The organism is Hymenobacter sp. B81, assembly GCF_044628455.1.
Classification (GTDB): Bacteria; Bacteroidota; Bacteroidia; order Cytophagales; family Hymenobacteraceae; genus Solirubrum.
In genome coordinates this window covers 300,499-314,027 of record NZ_JBIYZW010000001.1, presented here as the reverse complement: position 1 = coordinate 314,027, position 13,529 = coordinate 300,499, and the positions used below count along the sequence as shown (strand labels likewise).

18 protein-coding genes, 1 tRNA gene and 1 pseudogene are annotated in these 13,529 nt (G+C 62.8%); 10 read left to right on the top strand and 10 right to left on the bottom strand.

Annotated elements, in window-relative coordinates; translation table 11 throughout:
• Positions 1 to 3 precede the first annotated feature (3 nt).
• The 5 genes from ACE191_RS01350 to ACE191_RS01330 all read left to right on the top strand — a co-directional run bounded on the left by ACE191_RS01350 (position 4) and on the right by ACE191_RS01330 (position 2,660).
• Positions 4 to 702 (top strand): transposase, encoded by a 699-nt coding sequence (locus ACE191_RS01350; RefSeq protein ID WP_400190377.1) that lies wholly within the window; start codon positions 4 to 6, stop codon positions 700 to 702.
• Positions 703 to 722: 20 nt separating this feature from the next.
• On the top strand, positions 723 to 1,121 hold the full coding sequence (locus ACE191_RS01345) for a hypothetical protein (protein WP_400190376.1): 399 nt from the start codon (positions 723 to 725) through the stop codon (positions 1,119 to 1,121).
• 42 nt (positions 1,122 to 1,163) lie between these two features.
• Positions 1,164 to 1,448: a transposase gene (locus ACE191_RS01340; RefSeq protein WP_400190375.1), complete on the top strand. Its 285-nt coding sequence runs from the start codon at positions 1,164 to 1,166 to the stop codon at positions 1,446 to 1,448.
• Positions 1,449 to 1,784: 336 nt separating this feature from the next.
• Entirely contained in the window at positions 1,785 to 2,231 is a 447-nt protein-coding gene (locus tag ACE191_RS01335) for a hypothetical protein (protein ID WP_400190374.1), read from the top strand.
• Positions 2,232 to 2,234: 3 nt separating this feature from the next.
• Positions 2,235 to 2,660, top strand: a complete 426-nt coding sequence (locus ACE191_RS01330) for an STAS/SEC14 domain-containing protein (RefSeq protein WP_400190373.1) — start codon at positions 2,235 to 2,237, stop codon at positions 2,658 to 2,660.
• Between the two features lie 220 nt (positions 2,661 to 2,880).
• On the opposite strand, the gene ACE191_RS01325 is transcribed toward ACE191_RS01330, so the two are convergent.
• The 3 genes and pseudogenes from ACE191_RS01325 to ACE191_RS01315 all read right to left on the bottom strand — a co-directional run bounded on the left by ACE191_RS01325 (position 2,881) and on the right by ACE191_RS01315 (position 4,221).
• Positions 2,881 to 3,126 (bottom strand): hypothetical protein, encoded by a 246-nt coding sequence (locus ACE191_RS01325; RefSeq protein WP_400192305.1) that lies wholly within the window; start codon positions 3,124 to 3,126, stop codon positions 2,881 to 2,883.
• Between the two features lie 40 nt (positions 3,127 to 3,166).
• Positions 3,167 to 3,346 (bottom strand): annotated as a pseudogene (locus ACE191_RS01320) (PAS domain-containing protein); the annotation flags it as partial.
• A gap of 458 nt (positions 3,347 to 3,804) precedes the next feature.
• On the bottom strand, positions 3,805 to 4,221 hold the full coding sequence (locus ACE191_RS01315; protein WP_400190372.1) for a response regulator: 417 nt from the start codon (positions 4,219 to 4,221) through the stop codon (positions 3,805 to 3,807).
• Positions 4,222 to 4,438: 217 nt separating this feature from the next.
• On the opposite strand from ACE191_RS01315, the gene ACE191_RS01310 reads away from it, so the two are divergent.
• Positions 4,439 to 4,945 carry a hypothetical protein gene (locus tag ACE191_RS01310; protein ID WP_400190371.1) on the top strand — a complete coding sequence of 169 codons (507 nt, stop codon included), beginning with the start codon at positions 4,439 to 4,441 and terminating at the stop codon, positions 4,943 to 4,945.
• 244 nt (positions 4,946 to 5,189) lie between these two features.
• On the opposite strand, the gene ACE191_RS01305 is transcribed toward ACE191_RS01310, so the two are convergent.
• Positions 5,190 to 5,768: a Crp/Fnr family transcriptional regulator gene (locus ACE191_RS01305; RefSeq protein ID WP_400190370.1), complete on the bottom strand. Its 579-nt coding sequence runs from the start codon at positions 5,766 to 5,768 to the stop codon at positions 5,190 to 5,192.
• A gap of 189 nt (positions 5,769 to 5,957) precedes the next feature.
• On the opposite strand from ACE191_RS01305, the gene ACE191_RS01300 reads away from it, so the two are divergent.
• The 3 genes from ACE191_RS01300 to ACE191_RS01290 all read left to right on the top strand — a co-directional run bounded on the left by ACE191_RS01300 (position 5,958) and on the right by ACE191_RS01290 (position 8,889).
• Complete coding sequence (locus tag ACE191_RS01300; RefSeq protein WP_400190369.1) at positions 5,958 to 6,929, top strand: NAD(P)-dependent alcohol dehydrogenase; 972 nt, start codon at positions 5,958 to 5,960, stop codon at positions 6,927 to 6,929.
• Between the two features lie 345 nt (positions 6,930 to 7,274).
• Positions 7,275 to 7,988, top strand: coding sequence for a hypothetical protein (locus ACE191_RS01295; protein WP_400190368.1), 714 nt, complete (start codon positions 7,275 to 7,277; stop codon positions 7,986 to 7,988).
• Position 7,989: 1 nt separating this feature from the next.
• Positions 7,990 to 8,889 carry a hypothetical protein gene (locus ACE191_RS01290; protein ID WP_400190367.1) on the top strand — a complete coding sequence of 300 codons (900 nt, stop codon included), beginning with the start codon at positions 7,990 to 7,992 and terminating at the stop codon, positions 8,887 to 8,889.
• 136 nt (positions 8,890 to 9,025) lie between these two features.
• Here the strand turns inward: ACE191_RS01290 and ACE191_RS01285 are convergent, their stop codons facing one another.
• The 5 genes from ACE191_RS01285 to ACE191_RS01265 all read right to left on the bottom strand — a co-directional run bounded on the left by ACE191_RS01285 (position 9,026) and on the right by ACE191_RS01265 (position 11,683).
• Positions 9,026 to 9,553, bottom strand: coding sequence for an IS3 family transposase (locus ACE191_RS01285; RefSeq protein ID WP_400190366.1), 528 nt, complete (start codon positions 9,551 to 9,553; stop codon positions 9,026 to 9,028).
• Complete coding sequence (locus ACE191_RS01280) at positions 9,531 to 9,851, bottom strand: transposase (protein ID WP_400190365.1); 321 nt, start codon at positions 9,849 to 9,851, stop codon at positions 9,531 to 9,533. Before ACE191_RS01280 ends, ACE191_RS01285 begins: the two co-directional genes overlap by 23 nt.
• Positions 9,852 to 9,889: 38 nt before the next feature.
• On the bottom strand, positions 9,890 to 10,729 hold the full coding sequence (locus ACE191_RS01275) for a DEAD/DEAH box helicase family protein (RefSeq protein ID WP_400190364.1): 840 nt from the start codon (positions 10,727 to 10,729) through the stop codon (positions 9,890 to 9,892).
• 5 nt (positions 10,730 to 10,734) lie between these two features.
• Positions 10,735 to 11,280, bottom strand: coding sequence for a type I restriction endonuclease (locus ACE191_RS01270; protein WP_400190363.1), 546 nt, complete (start codon positions 11,278 to 11,280; stop codon positions 10,735 to 10,737).
• Positions 11,281 to 11,610: 330 nt separating this feature from the next.
• Positions 11,611 to 11,683 (bottom strand) — tRNA-Lys (locus ACE191_RS01265).
• Between the two features lie 71 nt (positions 11,684 to 11,754).
• Between ACE191_RS01265 and ACE191_RS01260 the strand changes: the two genes are divergently transcribed.
• The gene (locus ACE191_RS01260; RefSeq protein WP_400190362.1) at positions 11,755 to 12,480 is read left to right on the top strand and encodes a hypothetical protein; all 726 of its coding nucleotides are present in this window, start codon (positions 11,755 to 11,757) and stop codon (positions 12,478 to 12,480) included.
• 60 nt (positions 12,481 to 12,540) lie between these two features.
• Here ACE191_RS01260 and ACE191_RS01255 read toward each other — a convergent pair whose 3' ends face one another.
• Positions 12,541 to 13,347, bottom strand: coding sequence for an SDR family oxidoreductase (locus ACE191_RS01255; RefSeq protein WP_400190361.1), 807 nt, complete (start codon positions 13,345 to 13,347; stop codon positions 12,541 to 12,543).
• Positions 13,348 to 13,529: the final 182 nt, after the last annotated feature.

The following is a 13,529-nucleotide window of genomic DNA, read 5'->3' as shown; positions in this document are numbered from 1 at the left end:
CTCATGCTAGGCTTTCACCCGATTCAGCCGGCGCTGGTGAAGCTGGAGCCGGCGCCCCACTTTTACCAACACCTGCTGCAGGCAGTTGATTTCAGCTTTGTTCGGCCGCTGCTCGCGCCATTCTACAGCCTCACGGGCCGTCCTTCGCTCGACCCGGTGGTGTTCCTGAAGCTGCTGTTGGTCGGGCACCTGGAGAACATCACCTCCGAGCGGAAGCTGCTGGAGCTGGCGCAGCTGCACCTAAGCATCCGCGCCTTCCTGGGGTATGCCCTGGAGGAGCCCCTACCTTGGCACAGCGCCCTCTCGCGCACGCGACAGCGCATCCCGGTGGCGACTTTCGAGGCCTGCTTCACTCACCTAGTGGGCTTGTGCATCAAGCAGGGCTTGATGAGCGGGCACACCCAGGTGATCAACTCGGCCTACATCAAAGCCAACGCCTCCATGAGCCGGCTGCAGCCCGAACTTCCCACAGGACCGGCCGCTCCGGCGAACCCCTTCCGCCCGGCCAGCGCCTCGCGCATCACCGCCTCCCCGCAGCGCTTGCGCCACATCCAGCGCTTCCACGAAGTCATCGATCAGGCCCGGCACCAAAAAACCGGCCAGCTCGTCAGCAACCTGACCCACTACAGCCCGGCCGACCCCGAGGCGCGGATCACCTATAAAACGGGCAAGCCCCGCCGCTGGTGTACACGGTCAGCGTGAGCGTGAACGCGGCCCGGCACATGATCACCCACATCCAGGCCGACCTGGCCGACTGGCGCGACAGCCGCTACCTGCTGGGCATCGTCGACGCGACCCGGCACCGCCTGCTCGGGTGGCGCCTGGTCCTGCAGAACGTCGTGGCCGACGCGGGCTACGGCTCCGGCGAGAACTACGCGCAGCTGGAACCCCGGGGCCTGACCGGCTACATTCCGTCCCACGGCAAGTACCAAGCAGAGCGGGCCGGCTTCACCTACGACGCCGGCAGCGACAGCTACGTCTGTCGCCAGGGCAAACGCTTGGCCTTCGACCGGGTGGTGGTCGACGCGCAAGGCAACGCTAAGAAGCGGTACATGGGCAAGACCTCAGATTGCCGGACCTGCCCGCTCGCGGCGCAGTGCAAGGGACAGCAGTCGAAGTAAAAGAAGCTGCATCACACCGTGTACAAGGCCCACTACGAACGCATGACCGCCCGTTTAACTGCCCGTCTGGGCAAGCACATGCGGCGGCTGCGGGCGGCCACGGTCGAGCCCGTATTAGGCAGCTTAGTCAACTACTACGGCTTGCGCCACATGAGCAAGAAAGGCCGGGAAGAGGCTGCGAAGGTGATGTACGTAGCGGCCATGGCCTACAACCTGAAGAAGTACCTGCACCAGCACCCACTCCAATCAGCAGGAATGGTACTAGCGCATCCCAACCAGCTTTGCTTGATCTTTATTCGTTTTGCAACAGCCACCCTTACTATGTAAAGTGCGGTCATCTGCGCAAACCACCCACTACTATTTCTTCAAAACGGTGATTGCTCTTAGGCAGGGGCGCACGACCATAGTCGGTTTGCGGACAGTCCAGGAGTCAGGGGGCCAGCGGCCAAGAAAAGGAGCGCGTCACAAGGGCGCGAGTGGGTCGGTCCCAGGCCAAAATTTCAGGATGCCTCACTCTGGGTTTTCCCGCCGCTCCCGTCCCTGACCCGCCACAATTGGGGTGAAGTTACCCTCTGGTTTCCGCTCTCCTGTTGCCCCCGTTCCAGCATAGGAATTTGCGGGGCGTGAATCTTTGCCAGAGTATAGCCGTAGGGCGGGAAACGTATGAGCGACATTACTCTAGTCTCCGAGACCTACGGGGCCGTTTATTTGGCCCCGGAGGTGCCGTGCATCATCATTCAGTGGACTGGCTTCGCCAACAGCGCCCAGCTGCGCTACCTCATGAGCCAAGCCCAAGCCCACTACATCGCTGAGGCTCCGCGTCACCCCGGCCCGCTGGGCTGGATCGCCGATTCACGCGGGCTGGGCGCCATCCGCTCCGCCGATCAGGAATGGCTGCACACCGACTGGAATCCGCGCACCTATCAGGCGGGGGTGCGCTATATCGCTATCGTCGAAGCCGAAACCGTCTTCGGCAAGATTGCGGCGCAGCAGTACGTGACCAACGTCACGCGCAGCGAGCACTACACTTTTCACACCCGCACCCTGCCTACGCTGGATGCCGCCAAGCAGTGGCTGCAGCAAGTATTGCCCCTTACCCCCGAGCAGTAGGCCATGCGACAGGAATTGAAAAGCGCGCTTGGACGCACCTATCTCATCGTCGAACCCAATCCGATCGACCGCTGGATTGATGTGGTCTGGATGGGCTACCTAACCGGCGACAACATCCGGACCGGCGCGGCGGCCTATACTGCCGCCCTGGCCGCGTCTGGGTACCACGCCGTGCTCAACGACACGCGCGCCGTGCTGGGCCCGTGGGAGCATTCACTTGACTGGGTGGTCAACACCTGGGCTCCCCAGGCGGCGGCCGCGGGCCTAACGCATTTTGCCATGGTTACCACCCGCGAGACGATGGCCGACGCCACAGCCGTAAGCTTTTACCAGCAGCTCACCGCTTTTCAAGCCGAATTGTTTGCCGACCCAGAAGAAGCCCGGCGGTGGCTGCGGCAGTTCTCCCTGGTCCGCCCCAAAGAACAGTAGAAACTTTGGGAATGGCACTTAGGTCAGGAACGCGTACGCATCCGGGTCCTGGTGACGGAATGCGAAGGAATGGAACGGGTAGATGCCGCTTATTCAAGCGACGTTTTAAAACACATCGTCTTGAAAAGCAATTACCTCCAAACAACCATTACCTGTGACGGTTGGGTTTTACGCTGTTCGGTAGCTTAAGCACCGCTTTCAGAGCTGCGCACGCTTGCGGTCAGGCAGCGGGGCGGTGCTCCAAGTGCTGTAGCCAGGCGTCAATTTCGGCCGCATACGCGTCAATCTGCTCCAGTCCGGCTCGGGCGTCTTCAATTTGCCCTCGTTGATACATGGTCACCAGTTCCTGACCGTAACGCAGCATCAGCTGCAACACGCGCTCGATGCTGCGCACTTCGGCGGTACGGCCAAAGCGCGGCGCTAGCGTCGAGGCTATCCACTGGCCTAACGGGTTCTCGCGGACCAAAAACAGGAACGGGTCGGGCTCCCGCACGCCCGCCGGGCCCGAAAATGCGACGCTGGTAGTAATACGGCTGGCCGGTGGCCGCGGCCTCGTCGAGCACCTGCCGGACCACGGGAACGTCGTCGGGGTGGGAGCGGGCGTCAATAAAGGCCAGGCTCGGCGCAAACGACTGCGGCGCTTCTCCGAACAAACGAAACAGCCCGTCGGAAAAACGAAAGGTCATGGTCACTAGGTCGCATTCGTAGCTACCGGTGCGGGCCACGTCCTCCAGGGCACACAACAGGTCGGGGCTCGGGCCGGACCGACCGTGGAACGGGAAGCCAAAGGAGGTGGCAGGGTCGTGCGGAGCTGCTGTATGCGCGTCAGGGATAGACATGGAAGCCGAGAAATGAGACTCGCCGAGGCAGGTGGAGCCTTCAGCAAAGAAGAGTCAAGGGACAGTGGCAAGCCTGTCTCCCAAGAGTGCGGCAACATTACCGTAAAGTTAAGCGGCCGCCGCCTCTCAGCAGGTGGAGCGGCCCACCCGCTCAGGCAGCAGCGAATCGGGCGCTGGGGCGCGTAGCTGTATCAAAAGAAGGCCGCTGCGCTACAAAAGCACCCATGAAAATACCGGGCCGACTCTTGCGGGTTCCAGCCAATGGCCGGGCCGGATGCCCCAAGGCAATCGAATAGAGGCGCCGCCTACGTAGCCGGCAGTTCCCGGTGAAAGTGCGTACGCAGCAGCTCGCCGACCTTCTCCGGGCTCAACGGCTTGTTCAGGAAGCCATGTACGCCCAGCTCCTGGACCTGTTCCACGTCGCGCGGGTGCAGGGAGGTGGTCAGCATCACGGTCGCATGTCGTTGCGCGGCAGGTAGCAGCCGGTAGTGTTGCAGAAATTCAATGCCGTTCATGCCCGGCATGTTCACGTCCATCAGGATGAGCGCCGGACAATCGGGCGTCGGGGCAGTGCGGTCCTGCTGCACCAACTCCAGCGCCTGCTGCCCGTCAAGGGCCACGTGGATGCGCTCGGCTACGCCTAGTCGTGCGAGCAAGGCTTGGTTGAGAAAGTTGGTGGTTTTATCGTCATCCACCAGCAGCACACTGGTCAGCTTTTCCATGCAGATTCGGGGAAGGCCGCACCCGTTTTCCGGGCGAGTTGCCGAGCCTATACGAACGTACTCGGCCGTGGTACACGCAAGGGCAGATTTTCGCATTGAGCCGAGCAAGCATGCAACTGACCGCGAACGAGCCTTAACCCTCGTTTGTAGCTTCCCCCCTTCATCATTTTCCGCGAAGCTTCCATAAAACGCCCTGTTTTTTATACTTTATCTATCAATGGATAGAATACTAGCCAAGGATCGTGTTGCCCGATGGACGTCGGCGGGAAGTCCGCGGGGCCAGGCCGTGCACACCACCCACGATTCGTTCGGCGCGGTGGTGGCCGACTACACGTTTTTTCCCGGCCCGCAGGTGCTCTACGTCCGCTGGCACGGCCACGTGACGGGCGACGAGCTGGTGCGCGCGGCGCACACTGGGCTGCTACTCAACCAACACTGGCAACCCCGGGGCCTATTCCACGACTTGCGCGATTCGAGTGGGGAGTGGGGCGAGGCCGGGCCCTGGCTGGAGCACGAGTGGGTGCCGGGCATCCATGCCCAATGCCCGCAGCTGCGTAGCCTGGCGGTGCTGCTTGCCCCAGCCACGCCCCTGCCGTATCTCAACACCCAGGTGCTGGCCCGCTTAAACGAGCACTTCGACTTCCAGGTCTTCTACTCTCTACTGGCCGCGTGGCGGTGGCTGAACCAGCGTACAGTGCCCCTGGAACAACAGCAGGATCGGTAGCGGACGTTGCGGCACGGCCGGAGCGGGTACCGACGCGAGGACGGACATTTTGTGCGGCAGGTCGGCAGCTTGTGGATGGGCGGCCTTGGCCAGCACCCCCACTGCACGGAAGCATAATAAGCGCAAATTGGATCTTCCAATGGCCTGCGGGCAGCATCATCTCTGCTACCGACTGACAACACATGACCAACACCTCATCGGGGTGGCGTCCTGAGGAGGTGGGCGGGCGCCTGCCGGCGACGGGCTACGCCTGCTCGCGCTGGAGGCGTCGGCGGATGCGGCTCAACGATTCGGGTTGGATGCCCAGGTAGCTGGCCAGGTGGTACTGGGGCACGCGCCGCACCAGCTCGGGGCGGGTTTGCAGCAGCTGCAGGTAGCGCTGCTGCGGCGACAGGTTCCGGTAGCTGTCCAGCGTGGTTTGCGTCTCGGCCAGCAGCGCGCTGCTGATCAACCGGCCCAGGGTCTCCAACCGGGGGTAGCGCTCGAACAGCGCCTGGTTGCCTGCGGGGCTGCCGCTCAGCAGCCAGCAGTCCTCTGCGCAGACCAGGTAGTGCGCCGCGGGCTGCTGCGTGGTGTAGCTCACCGTCAGCAGGGGCTGGCCTTCCGTGTAAAACGCCGCGGTTTTCTCTTGGCCCTCCAGCAGAAAATAGCTCCGCACGCAGCCCTGCAGCACCAGGTAGCACGCCCGGGCGACGGCGCCCTCGCGCAGCAGCACGGTGCCTGCGGGCATGTGCTGGATCAGCCCGTGCGCCACCACGGCGTCCGCCTCCGCGGCCGTGAGCGGCAGGTACTGGGCGAGCAGGTGCAGGACGTGGTCGGTCATGGGCGCGAGCGGCAGGTGGGTGGCGGGGGCCGTCGCCCTGCCGGCAGGGGCCAGGGCCCGCTCCGGGGGCGCGGCCAAAGGTAACGCTTGCCGCCGGCTCGCCCGGCGGTCGTTTCTTAACCCAAGTCAACGAACGCGGGCGGGGGCGCCCCGAGCTTTGGCCCTCTCCCGAAGCCCACGCCCCGCCCGATGAACGCAGTCATCTGCCCCCGATACGGCCCGCCGGACGTCCTGCAGCTGACGCAGGTGCCCCGTCCCACGCCCCGGCCCGACGAACTCCTGATCCGCATCCGCGCCACCACCGTCACGGCGGCCGATTGCCGGGTCCGCGGCTTCCGCGTCCCGCGGGCCTACTGGCTGCCCGCCCGCCTGGCGCTGGGCTGGCGCAAGCCGCGCCAGCCCATTCTGGGCGTGGAGCTGGCGGGCGAAATCGAGGCCGTCGGTGCCGAGGTGCGCGGGTTCCGGCCGGGCGAGCGGGTCTTCGCGGCGGCGTTGCGCAGTTTCGGCGCCTACGCCGACTACATCTGCTTGCCGGCGCACGCGGCCATCAGCCCCATGCCGGTCGGCAGCACGTTCGAAGAGGCCGCGGCCCTGCCGATCGGTGCCCGAACCGCCCTGCACTACTTGCGCCGGGCAGCGGTCGGCCCGGGGCAGCGGGTGCTGGTTTGCGGGGCCGCGGGCAGCGTGGGCTCGTACGCGGTGCAGCTCGCCCGCTATTTCGGGGCGCAGGTCACGGCCCTGTGCCGCGGCGCCGACGCGGCGTGGGTGCGCGCCTTGGGGGCCGCCACCATCGTCGATTACACCGCGGCCGGGTACGCCCAGCAGCTGCAGACCTACGACGTGGTCTTCGTGGCGGTCGAGGGCTACTCGTTCGCCTTCGGCGCCCGGCTGCTGCGCCCCAGGGGCGCGTACGTCGACGTGACGGCGCCGCTCAAAAGCCTGCCGATGCACTGGGCCCGGCTGCGGGGCCGGCTCCGCCTGGTGGTGGGGGAGCCGGTGCCCGAATCCGCCCCGGATTTGCGCTGGGTGAAAGAGTTGGTGGAAGCCGGGGCGCTCCGGCCGGTGCTGGACCGGTGCTACCCGTTGGCGGACATCGTCGCGGCGCATCGGTACGTGGAGCAGGGGCACAAGAAGGGCAACGTCGCCATTGCCATCGGGTAGCGGGGCCCGGCCGTGTCCCGCCACGAGGCCCCTGGCCCACCGACAACCCGTGTGTTGAGTGGATAACCGGCACCGGTGCCGGTGGGCGCCTGTCCATCGGCACCCCACCTTAGTCCGTAAACGAAAACCACCGTGTTCTGGAACTGGTATAGTGCCGTTGAACTCGTACGCAAAACAGCAGTATGGATGGCGGTATCCGAATTCCATCTGGAAATTGACCTGCCCGATGGTCGGTCGGTTTATCGTTAGACCACACTGTTAGCCAAGGCCGCGAGTGGGTAATGCGGCAAGCTGTTTGTAAAACCCTCTCACGCGCAGTATATCCGTGGGATTACCAGATCAACAATGACTGTGTTCACCTTTCATCTTGCAAAACTTGCCGTTACATCTTCCATTAAAGCCTTATGGAGTCCTCCCAAGCCTGAAAATGTTCCGGGGCTGATCCATGCTGAATGCATGACGTCGATGACGCTGGGTTCGGCTATTTTCTCGCCCTCCCGAATGCTCATCCGGCACATGGCCGTGTTTGCCCAATGGGTGGATGAAGCAGCGGTTGACCGGTTTTTGCAACAAGATGACTTCGGTAAAACGCTGGCCAAAGGATGGCATACCCGATTGGGGTACTTGCGGCAGTGGGGAGCCATTGATGGGTTTGTCGTTCCCAAACACAGCAATGAGGTGGACGAACCGACTGCACCGGTGGTTGCCGTCACGATTGCCAGGATGAGGCTTTTTCAGGTGCCCAGGTTTATTCGTTGGGGAAGACCCGTTGAAACGTTGGTTCGCGACCATCCGGGTGCGTCTTTTGCCTTGGCTGCAATAAGGCTTCCCCGAACCGTGTCAACGTTCTCCGTCTGGAAGTCTCAAAAGGAAATGGTCGCCATGGTTCACGGCCACAGTGCGGTTCCGCAGCCCAAGCGCCATGCCCACGCGATGAAAGAAAGGGAAAGAAAAGATTTTCACTTTCAGTTTACCACGCTACGCTTCAAACCAATTGCGGAATACGGTGCATGGGAAGGCCGAACCAACATGATTCCGGGCTTGGCACAAGACCACTAAAATGAGCTTCGCTTCTCCCAGGCAGAAATTTCAGGATTGGTTTACGCAGCAATGGGCCATTTTCTGGGGCAGACGAATCGAACCCCTGGCCGTGCCGTGGTTGACGGGGCCTTTGGGAAGCGTCGGGGTTATAGCCGATAGTTTTGTTGATAAGCTTGCCGAACAAGAAGGGTTGGTGGTCGAAAGAAACGCTGCTGGCCGGGGTCTACTTCCTTCCATAATGGAGTTGCAGCTGTCGGAGGCCGAAGTAGCCCGCCTTTCGCCGGCAATCATCGATTTTTACGAAAAAACCAGCCGTTACCGCTTGACATTTCTGGTGCAGTGGAATCCATGGTTTAAGATTTTGGGGAAACTGGTTAACTCCTTGTTCAGCCACCGAATCGGGCAATTAAACATCCCGTCAAATCGGGTAGAAGATTCGGAGCGGATAAACAGTGAACTCATCACGCTTACCGACCCTGGAACCGGGAAGGTGAAATATACCGTCTGGTACCGGACCGTTAAATCCACCGGACAGGTGCTGTATTCCGGCGTGTATTCGACCTGTACACTGCCATCCGGGCAGGTATGCGTGAAAGCGGTGTTTCCGCTGCCAAATGGAAATGCAACGGTTCTATTGTCGCCGAGTATAGGGCCCGATGGCGGGCTTCGCCTGGCTTCTTCGGGAAGGCAATTTGGTGACCCGGGGTTCTATTTCGTGCTTCAAGACGCCCACGGGACGCTTTGGTCCCAGTACCTACGCTCGTTTCGTGACCAGTTGGACGTCCGCTGCCACGAAGGCAACCTGATGGCGGACCAAACCCTAACGCTATGGCACTGGCGCATTCTTCGGTTTCAGTATACAATACACATGCTTAGACAAGAGGCGGCCGGTAGTACTTCCCCAAAGGCGGACCGTTAAGGCCGTGGATAAAAACCGTAAGACCAGGCCGGGAGGTTGACTCCTCCAACGGGGTGTCCTCCGACCTGCGGCAAGGCAACCATCTACCCACCCAAAGCCCGGATTTCCTTGAACATCAGTTCAAACAAACGGCCTTTTAACTGAACACCATAAGGCACGACGGTAAACTCGTCCGTACATCTGTCCCTACGCCATGTGAGGTGGTCCAGGTAAGCCGGACACTATTCGGACGTTGTTTGGAGATGGGTTTCGAAGTGGTTGGGTGAGTGATAAGCGAGGGCAGAGTGGGGTCTGGAGCGGTGGGGCGCGGCTGGCCCAGCAAGCGGTTGGGCGCCACGCGCCGGCCGTGGGCCGAGTCGGTGGTGCGCGGCACAAACGAGCGCGGCTGCTGGGCCTGCAAGCCGTGCGCCTGCAGCACGCGCCGGATGCGCCAGCGGCCCACGCGGTGACCTTCGGCTTGCAGCTCGGCGCGTAGTCGCCGCGTGCCGTAGCGCCGCCCGTGCCGCTGAAACGCGCGCACGACGGCTCGCTCCCAGCCCGTAACTGGCTGCTGGCGCCGCGTGCGCCAGGTGTAGCAACTGCTTGGGGCCACCCGCAGCACCGTGCACAACTCCCGCACCGGCACCCCGCGGCGGTGGCGGTCAATAAAGCGGTAGCGGCTCACGGCGTCTCGCGGCTGAAGATGGCCAAGGCTTTTTTAAGATGTCCCGCTCGCGTTGCACCCGCTGCAGCTCGACGCGCAGCGCACGCACTTCCGGGTCGCGGGCCAGCTCGGCGCTGCCTAGCTCGGCGGCGGCTTGTTGCTGCTGCCAGCGGTAGAGCAGCTTCTCGTTGATGCCCAGTTGCCGAGCCGCGGCCCGGGTCGAGCGACTTTCGCAGGCCAGGCGCAGCGCTTCGGCCTTGAACGCGTCGTCGTATTTGCGCCGCTTATCCGGCTTCTGTTCGGGTAGAGTCGTTGCCATGACGGAAGGAAAATACGTCCCAATTCCATCCGGCCTCGCTAGACCACCTCAGTTTTGGGCACGATGCTCCGGCCGGGAAACAGGCGGGTAAACAGCACGTCGCGAAACTCGCGGATGACGGCCCGGATCTGGTTCGGGTTCGTCACGGAGCGGTCGAGCTGGGTGGCGGCATAGGGCAGGTCGTCATCGAGGGCTTCCCAGCGCTTCTTGCGGGTGAGCCGCTCCACGTGCTGAACCGGCAGGCCCTTTTCCACCGTGGCCCCCTGCTGCGACACCACGGTGCTGAGCAGGTAGATATCGGAGCCCACGTTGACGCCATCCACCACGACGCGCTCGTGACTGTACTCCATCACTAGGTTGCGGTTGAAGAAGCCAAAGGTTTGCTTGGCGGGCGTGGCGGTGAGGCCGATGAGGTGGGCATCGAAGTACTCCAGCACCTGCTGCCACACGTTGTAGATGAAGCGGTGGCACTCGTCAATCACCACGAAGTCGTAGGTCTCGGGCGGAATGGCGGGGTTATAAGCTACTTCCTTGGGCCGCACCGTAGCCAGGGCCGCTTCCGCCTCGAAACCGGAGCCTTCCTCGTTGCCGGCCTCAAACTCGGCCTCGCCCCGCAGCATGGAGTACAGGCGCTGAATGGTAGTGATGGTGACCTTGCTGACCGAGTCGAGGCGGTTGGAGGTCAGGTTCTGGACGTTGTAGAGGTCGGTGAACTTGCGGCCATCGTCGGGCGTCACGTACTGCTGAAACTCGGTGAGCGTCTGCCGGCCCAGGTTGCCGCGGTCTACTAGAAACAGGATGCGCTTGGCCCCGGCAAACTTGATGAGGCGGTAGATGAACGATACAGCGGTGAAGGTCTTGCCCGAGCCGGTCGCCATCTGAATCAGGGCCCGGGGCCGGTCGCGTGCTTAAACGACTCTTCCAGGTTGCGGATGGCTTCCACCTGGCAGTCGCGCAGGCCAGCGGTAGTAAGCACCGGCAGGCTCTGGAGGCGGTGGCGTAGAGTAAAGTCACCGTCGGCCAGCCAGGTGCGCAGGGTTTCGGGCCGGTGGAAGCTGAATACGTTGCGGGAGCGGGGCAAAGGGTCGCGCCAGTCGCAGAAGCGCACCTCGTCGCCGTTGGCCTCGTAGCCGAAGGGCAGCTGGTCGGCGGCCCGCTGCAGAAACTTGGTGGTGCTGGTCAGGTAGCGCACCGTCTGCTCGGCCACGGCCGTGCGGGAAGTTCCCTCGGGCTTGGCCTCGATAATGCCGACCAGCTTACGGTCCACGAACAGGGCGTAGTCGGCCGGGCCGGTACTGGTCTGGAACTCCCGAATGGCGACGCCCATACCCGCGCTGAAGTTCTGCTTGCCACTGTCGAATATGTGCCAGCCCGCGGCTTGGAGCTGCTCATCAATAATCTGCCGGGCTTTCTGTTCGGGCGTAAGCATAAAGTCAATAACCGGGGTAGACGGTCGGCCAAGGAGGTGCGCCTAGTTAACAAACTTAAGCAACCTGGGCAGTTCTAGCACCTGCACGGCAGGGCATTTTTTGCTAGACAGAACAAGAAGAAGCATCCTGCCGGCAGGCATGCTAATCAGACCAGCTACTCCTGTGGTTAGGTCTTTTCCTGGCTATACCCCTCCCCCAACCCGCATCCGCCGCTAAGCTTACAAATAGCGTAGCAAGTAATTCATGCACGCATTCCTAAATGCAACCGTTGGCAATTACGTTGGCAGAAAATAAAAAACCCTCTCAGCGCATTGCTAAGAGGGTTTTAGTGATTCCGCTGGGATTCGAACCCAGGACCCGTACATTAAAAGTGTACTGCTCTACCAGCTGAGCTACAGAATCATTTTCTTTGCAGGCTCGCCGGCCCGCGGGCCATTGATTTGCGGGTACAAAAGTAGTTGCGGGTGCCGTTGATGCCAAACTTTCGCCGAAAAAAACTCTGGTTTCTCGTATTCCCGCTGACACTTTGCTGGCAAGCACTTCTCGCTCAGTCCCCTACTCTGCTCCTGCAGCGGGCCGATTCGCTGACGGCAGCGGGGCAGCTGGAAAACGCCTATCTACTGCACCGCCAGGTGCTGCGTAGTGGTCAGGCCAGTCCGCGGCTGCTGCTGCAACTGGCGGCCCTGCAGGAAAGCCGGGGCCGCTACGCCGCCGCCCTATATTACCTCAACCTGTATCAGGTGCACTATCCCAGCCGGGCGGTGTGGGTAAAAATGACGGAGCTGGCCCAGACCTACCGACTCACTGGCTACCCCGACACTTGGCAGCAGCAGCTACGCATTACCCTGCGGCGGTACTACCCGCTGTTGCTGCAGGGTTTACTAAGCGTGGCCGTAGCCGCGGGCATGCTGCTGGCCCTGCGCCACCACCGGGTGCAGCGCGGCTGGTGGGTGGCCTACGCGGGCTACATAATAGTGGTGCTGGCCATTATGGAAGTGCTGGCCCCGCCCAAGGTGGGGCTGGTGTGCCGCCCCCACGCCGCTTTGATGACGGCACCCAGCGCCGCCGCCAACTGGCTGACTACCGCCGCGGCCGGCGACCGGCTGCTGGTGCGCGGTCAGCACGACATCTGGTTCCAGGTAGTGTGGCGGGGGCAGATGGCCTACATCCGCCAGCACGACCTGCTGCTGGTCCAATAGCAACTCCTCGCGACTTCGGCAGCCTGCTTCATCCGAAGCCGGTGCCGCTCCCCGGGCGGGCTAAACCGGCGAGTCTTTTTCCTTGCGGAACTCCTTGAGCACGAGCCGGTCCATCAGGCCCGCGGGCAGCCACTTGTTGAGGAACACCGTGAGCTTGCCCTTGCCGGTGAGTACCAGCGTGGGCCGACGCGCCCGCACCGCCCGCAGCAGGTGCTGGGCCACTTCCTCGCTGCTCATCATCTGCGCCTCGTTGCGCGGCGACTCGCCCTGCTGGGAGCCGTCGGCGGCCAGGGCCGTGTTGCGGATGTTGGAGGCAGTGAAGCCCGGGCAGGCCGTGAGCACGTGCACGCCCTGGGGCTGCAGCTCGGTGCGCAGGGCTTCGAGGAAACCCTGCATGGCAAACTTGGAGGCCGAATAGCCCGTGCGCCCTGGCAGGCCCCGGTAGCCGGCAATGCTCGATACGCCCACCACGCTGCCGCGGCTGGCCAGCAGGTGGGGCAAGGCAAACTTGGTGGTGTACACCGTGCCGAAAAAGTTGGTTTGCATCAGCCGCTCGATAACTGCCAAGTCGGCGTCCTGAAACATGGCCCGCATGGAAATGCCCGCGTTGTTGATCAGCACGTCGAGGCGGCCGAACTGCTGCACGGTTTCGTCCACCGCCCGACGGCAGTCGGCCTCGCTGGCCACGTCGGCGCGAATGGCGTGGGCGGCAATGCCCAGGGCGCGCAGCTGCTCGGTGGTTTGCTGGAGGCGGGCGGCGTCGCGGCCGGTGAAGGCGACGCGGGCCCCGGCCCGGCCAAAGGCTACGGCGCAGGCCTGGCCGATGCCCGAGGTGGCGCCCGTAATCAGTACTACTTTTCCTTGCATGAGGGATACGCTGAAACCGCCGGGGCAGCGGCGGAACGGCAAATCTACGGCCTTTTGCCCCGGCCCAGGCAACCGATTGGCGCGGCCCGGCCGAGCGTAGATTTAAACCGCCGCGGGGTTGCATTGTCGGTATGGCCGATTGGATTTAGTCGCTACCTTTAACGACCCGAAATTCCCGCTCT

Coding starts and splice junctions, on each gene's coding strand:
- ACE191_RS01275 (WP_400190364.1), bottom strand. CDS start 10,729: ATGGCGACCGGCTCGGGCAAGACCTTCACCGCTGTATCGTTCATCTAC.
- ACE191_RS01295 (WP_400190368.1), top strand. CDS start 7,275: ATGACTGTGTTCACCTTTCATCTTGCAAAACTTGCCGTTACATCTTCC.
- ACE191_RS01345 (WP_400190376.1), top strand. CDS start 723: ATGATCACCCACATCCAGGCCGACCTGGCCGACTGGCGCGACAGCCGC.
- ACE191_RS01340 (WP_400190375.1), top strand. CDS start 1,164: ATGACCGCCCGTTTAACTGCCCGTCTGGGCAAGCACATGCGGCGGCTG.
- ACE191_RS01335 (WP_400190374.1), top strand. CDS start 1,785: ATGAGCGACATTACTCTAGTCTCCGAGACCTACGGGGCCGTTTATTTG.
- ACE191_RS01260 (WP_400190362.1), top strand. CDS start 11,755: ATGCCAAACTTTCGCCGAAAAAAACTCTGGTTTCTCGTATTCCCGCTG.
- ACE191_RS01270 (WP_400190363.1), bottom strand. CDS start 11,280: ATGCTTACGCCCGAACAGAAAGCCCGGCAGATTATTGATGAGCAGCTC.
- ACE191_RS01350 (WP_400190377.1), top strand. CDS start 4: ATGCTAGGCTTTCACCCGATTCAGCCGGCGCTGGTGAAGCTGGAGCCG.
- ACE191_RS01300 (WP_400190369.1), top strand. CDS start 5,958: ATGAACGCAGTCATCTGCCCCCGATACGGCCCGCCGGACGTCCTGCAG.
- ACE191_RS01290 (WP_400190367.1), top strand. CDS start 7,990: ATGAGCTTCGCTTCTCCCAGGCAGAAATTTCAGGATTGGTTTACGCAG.
- ACE191_RS01310 (WP_400190371.1), top strand. CDS start 4,439: ATGGATAGAATACTAGCCAAGGATCGTGTTGCCCGATGGACGTCGGCG.
- ACE191_RS01330 (WP_400190373.1), top strand. CDS start 2,235: ATGCGACAGGAATTGAAAAGCGCGCTTGGACGCACCTATCTCATCGTC.
- ACE191_RS01255 (WP_400190361.1), bottom strand. CDS start 13,347: ATGCAAGGAAAAGTAGTACTGATTACGGGCGCCACCTCGGGCATCGGC.
- ACE191_RS01305 (WP_400190370.1), bottom strand. CDS start 5,768: ATGACCGACCACGTCCTGCACCTGCTCGCCCAGTACCTGCCGCTCACG.
- ACE191_RS01280 (WP_400190365.1), bottom strand. CDS start 9,851: ATGGCAACGACTCTACCCGAACAGAAGCCGGATAAGCGGCGCAAATAC.
- ACE191_RS01315 (WP_400190372.1), bottom strand. CDS start 4,221: ATGGAAAAGCTGACCAGTGTGCTGCTGGTGGATGACGATAAAACCACC.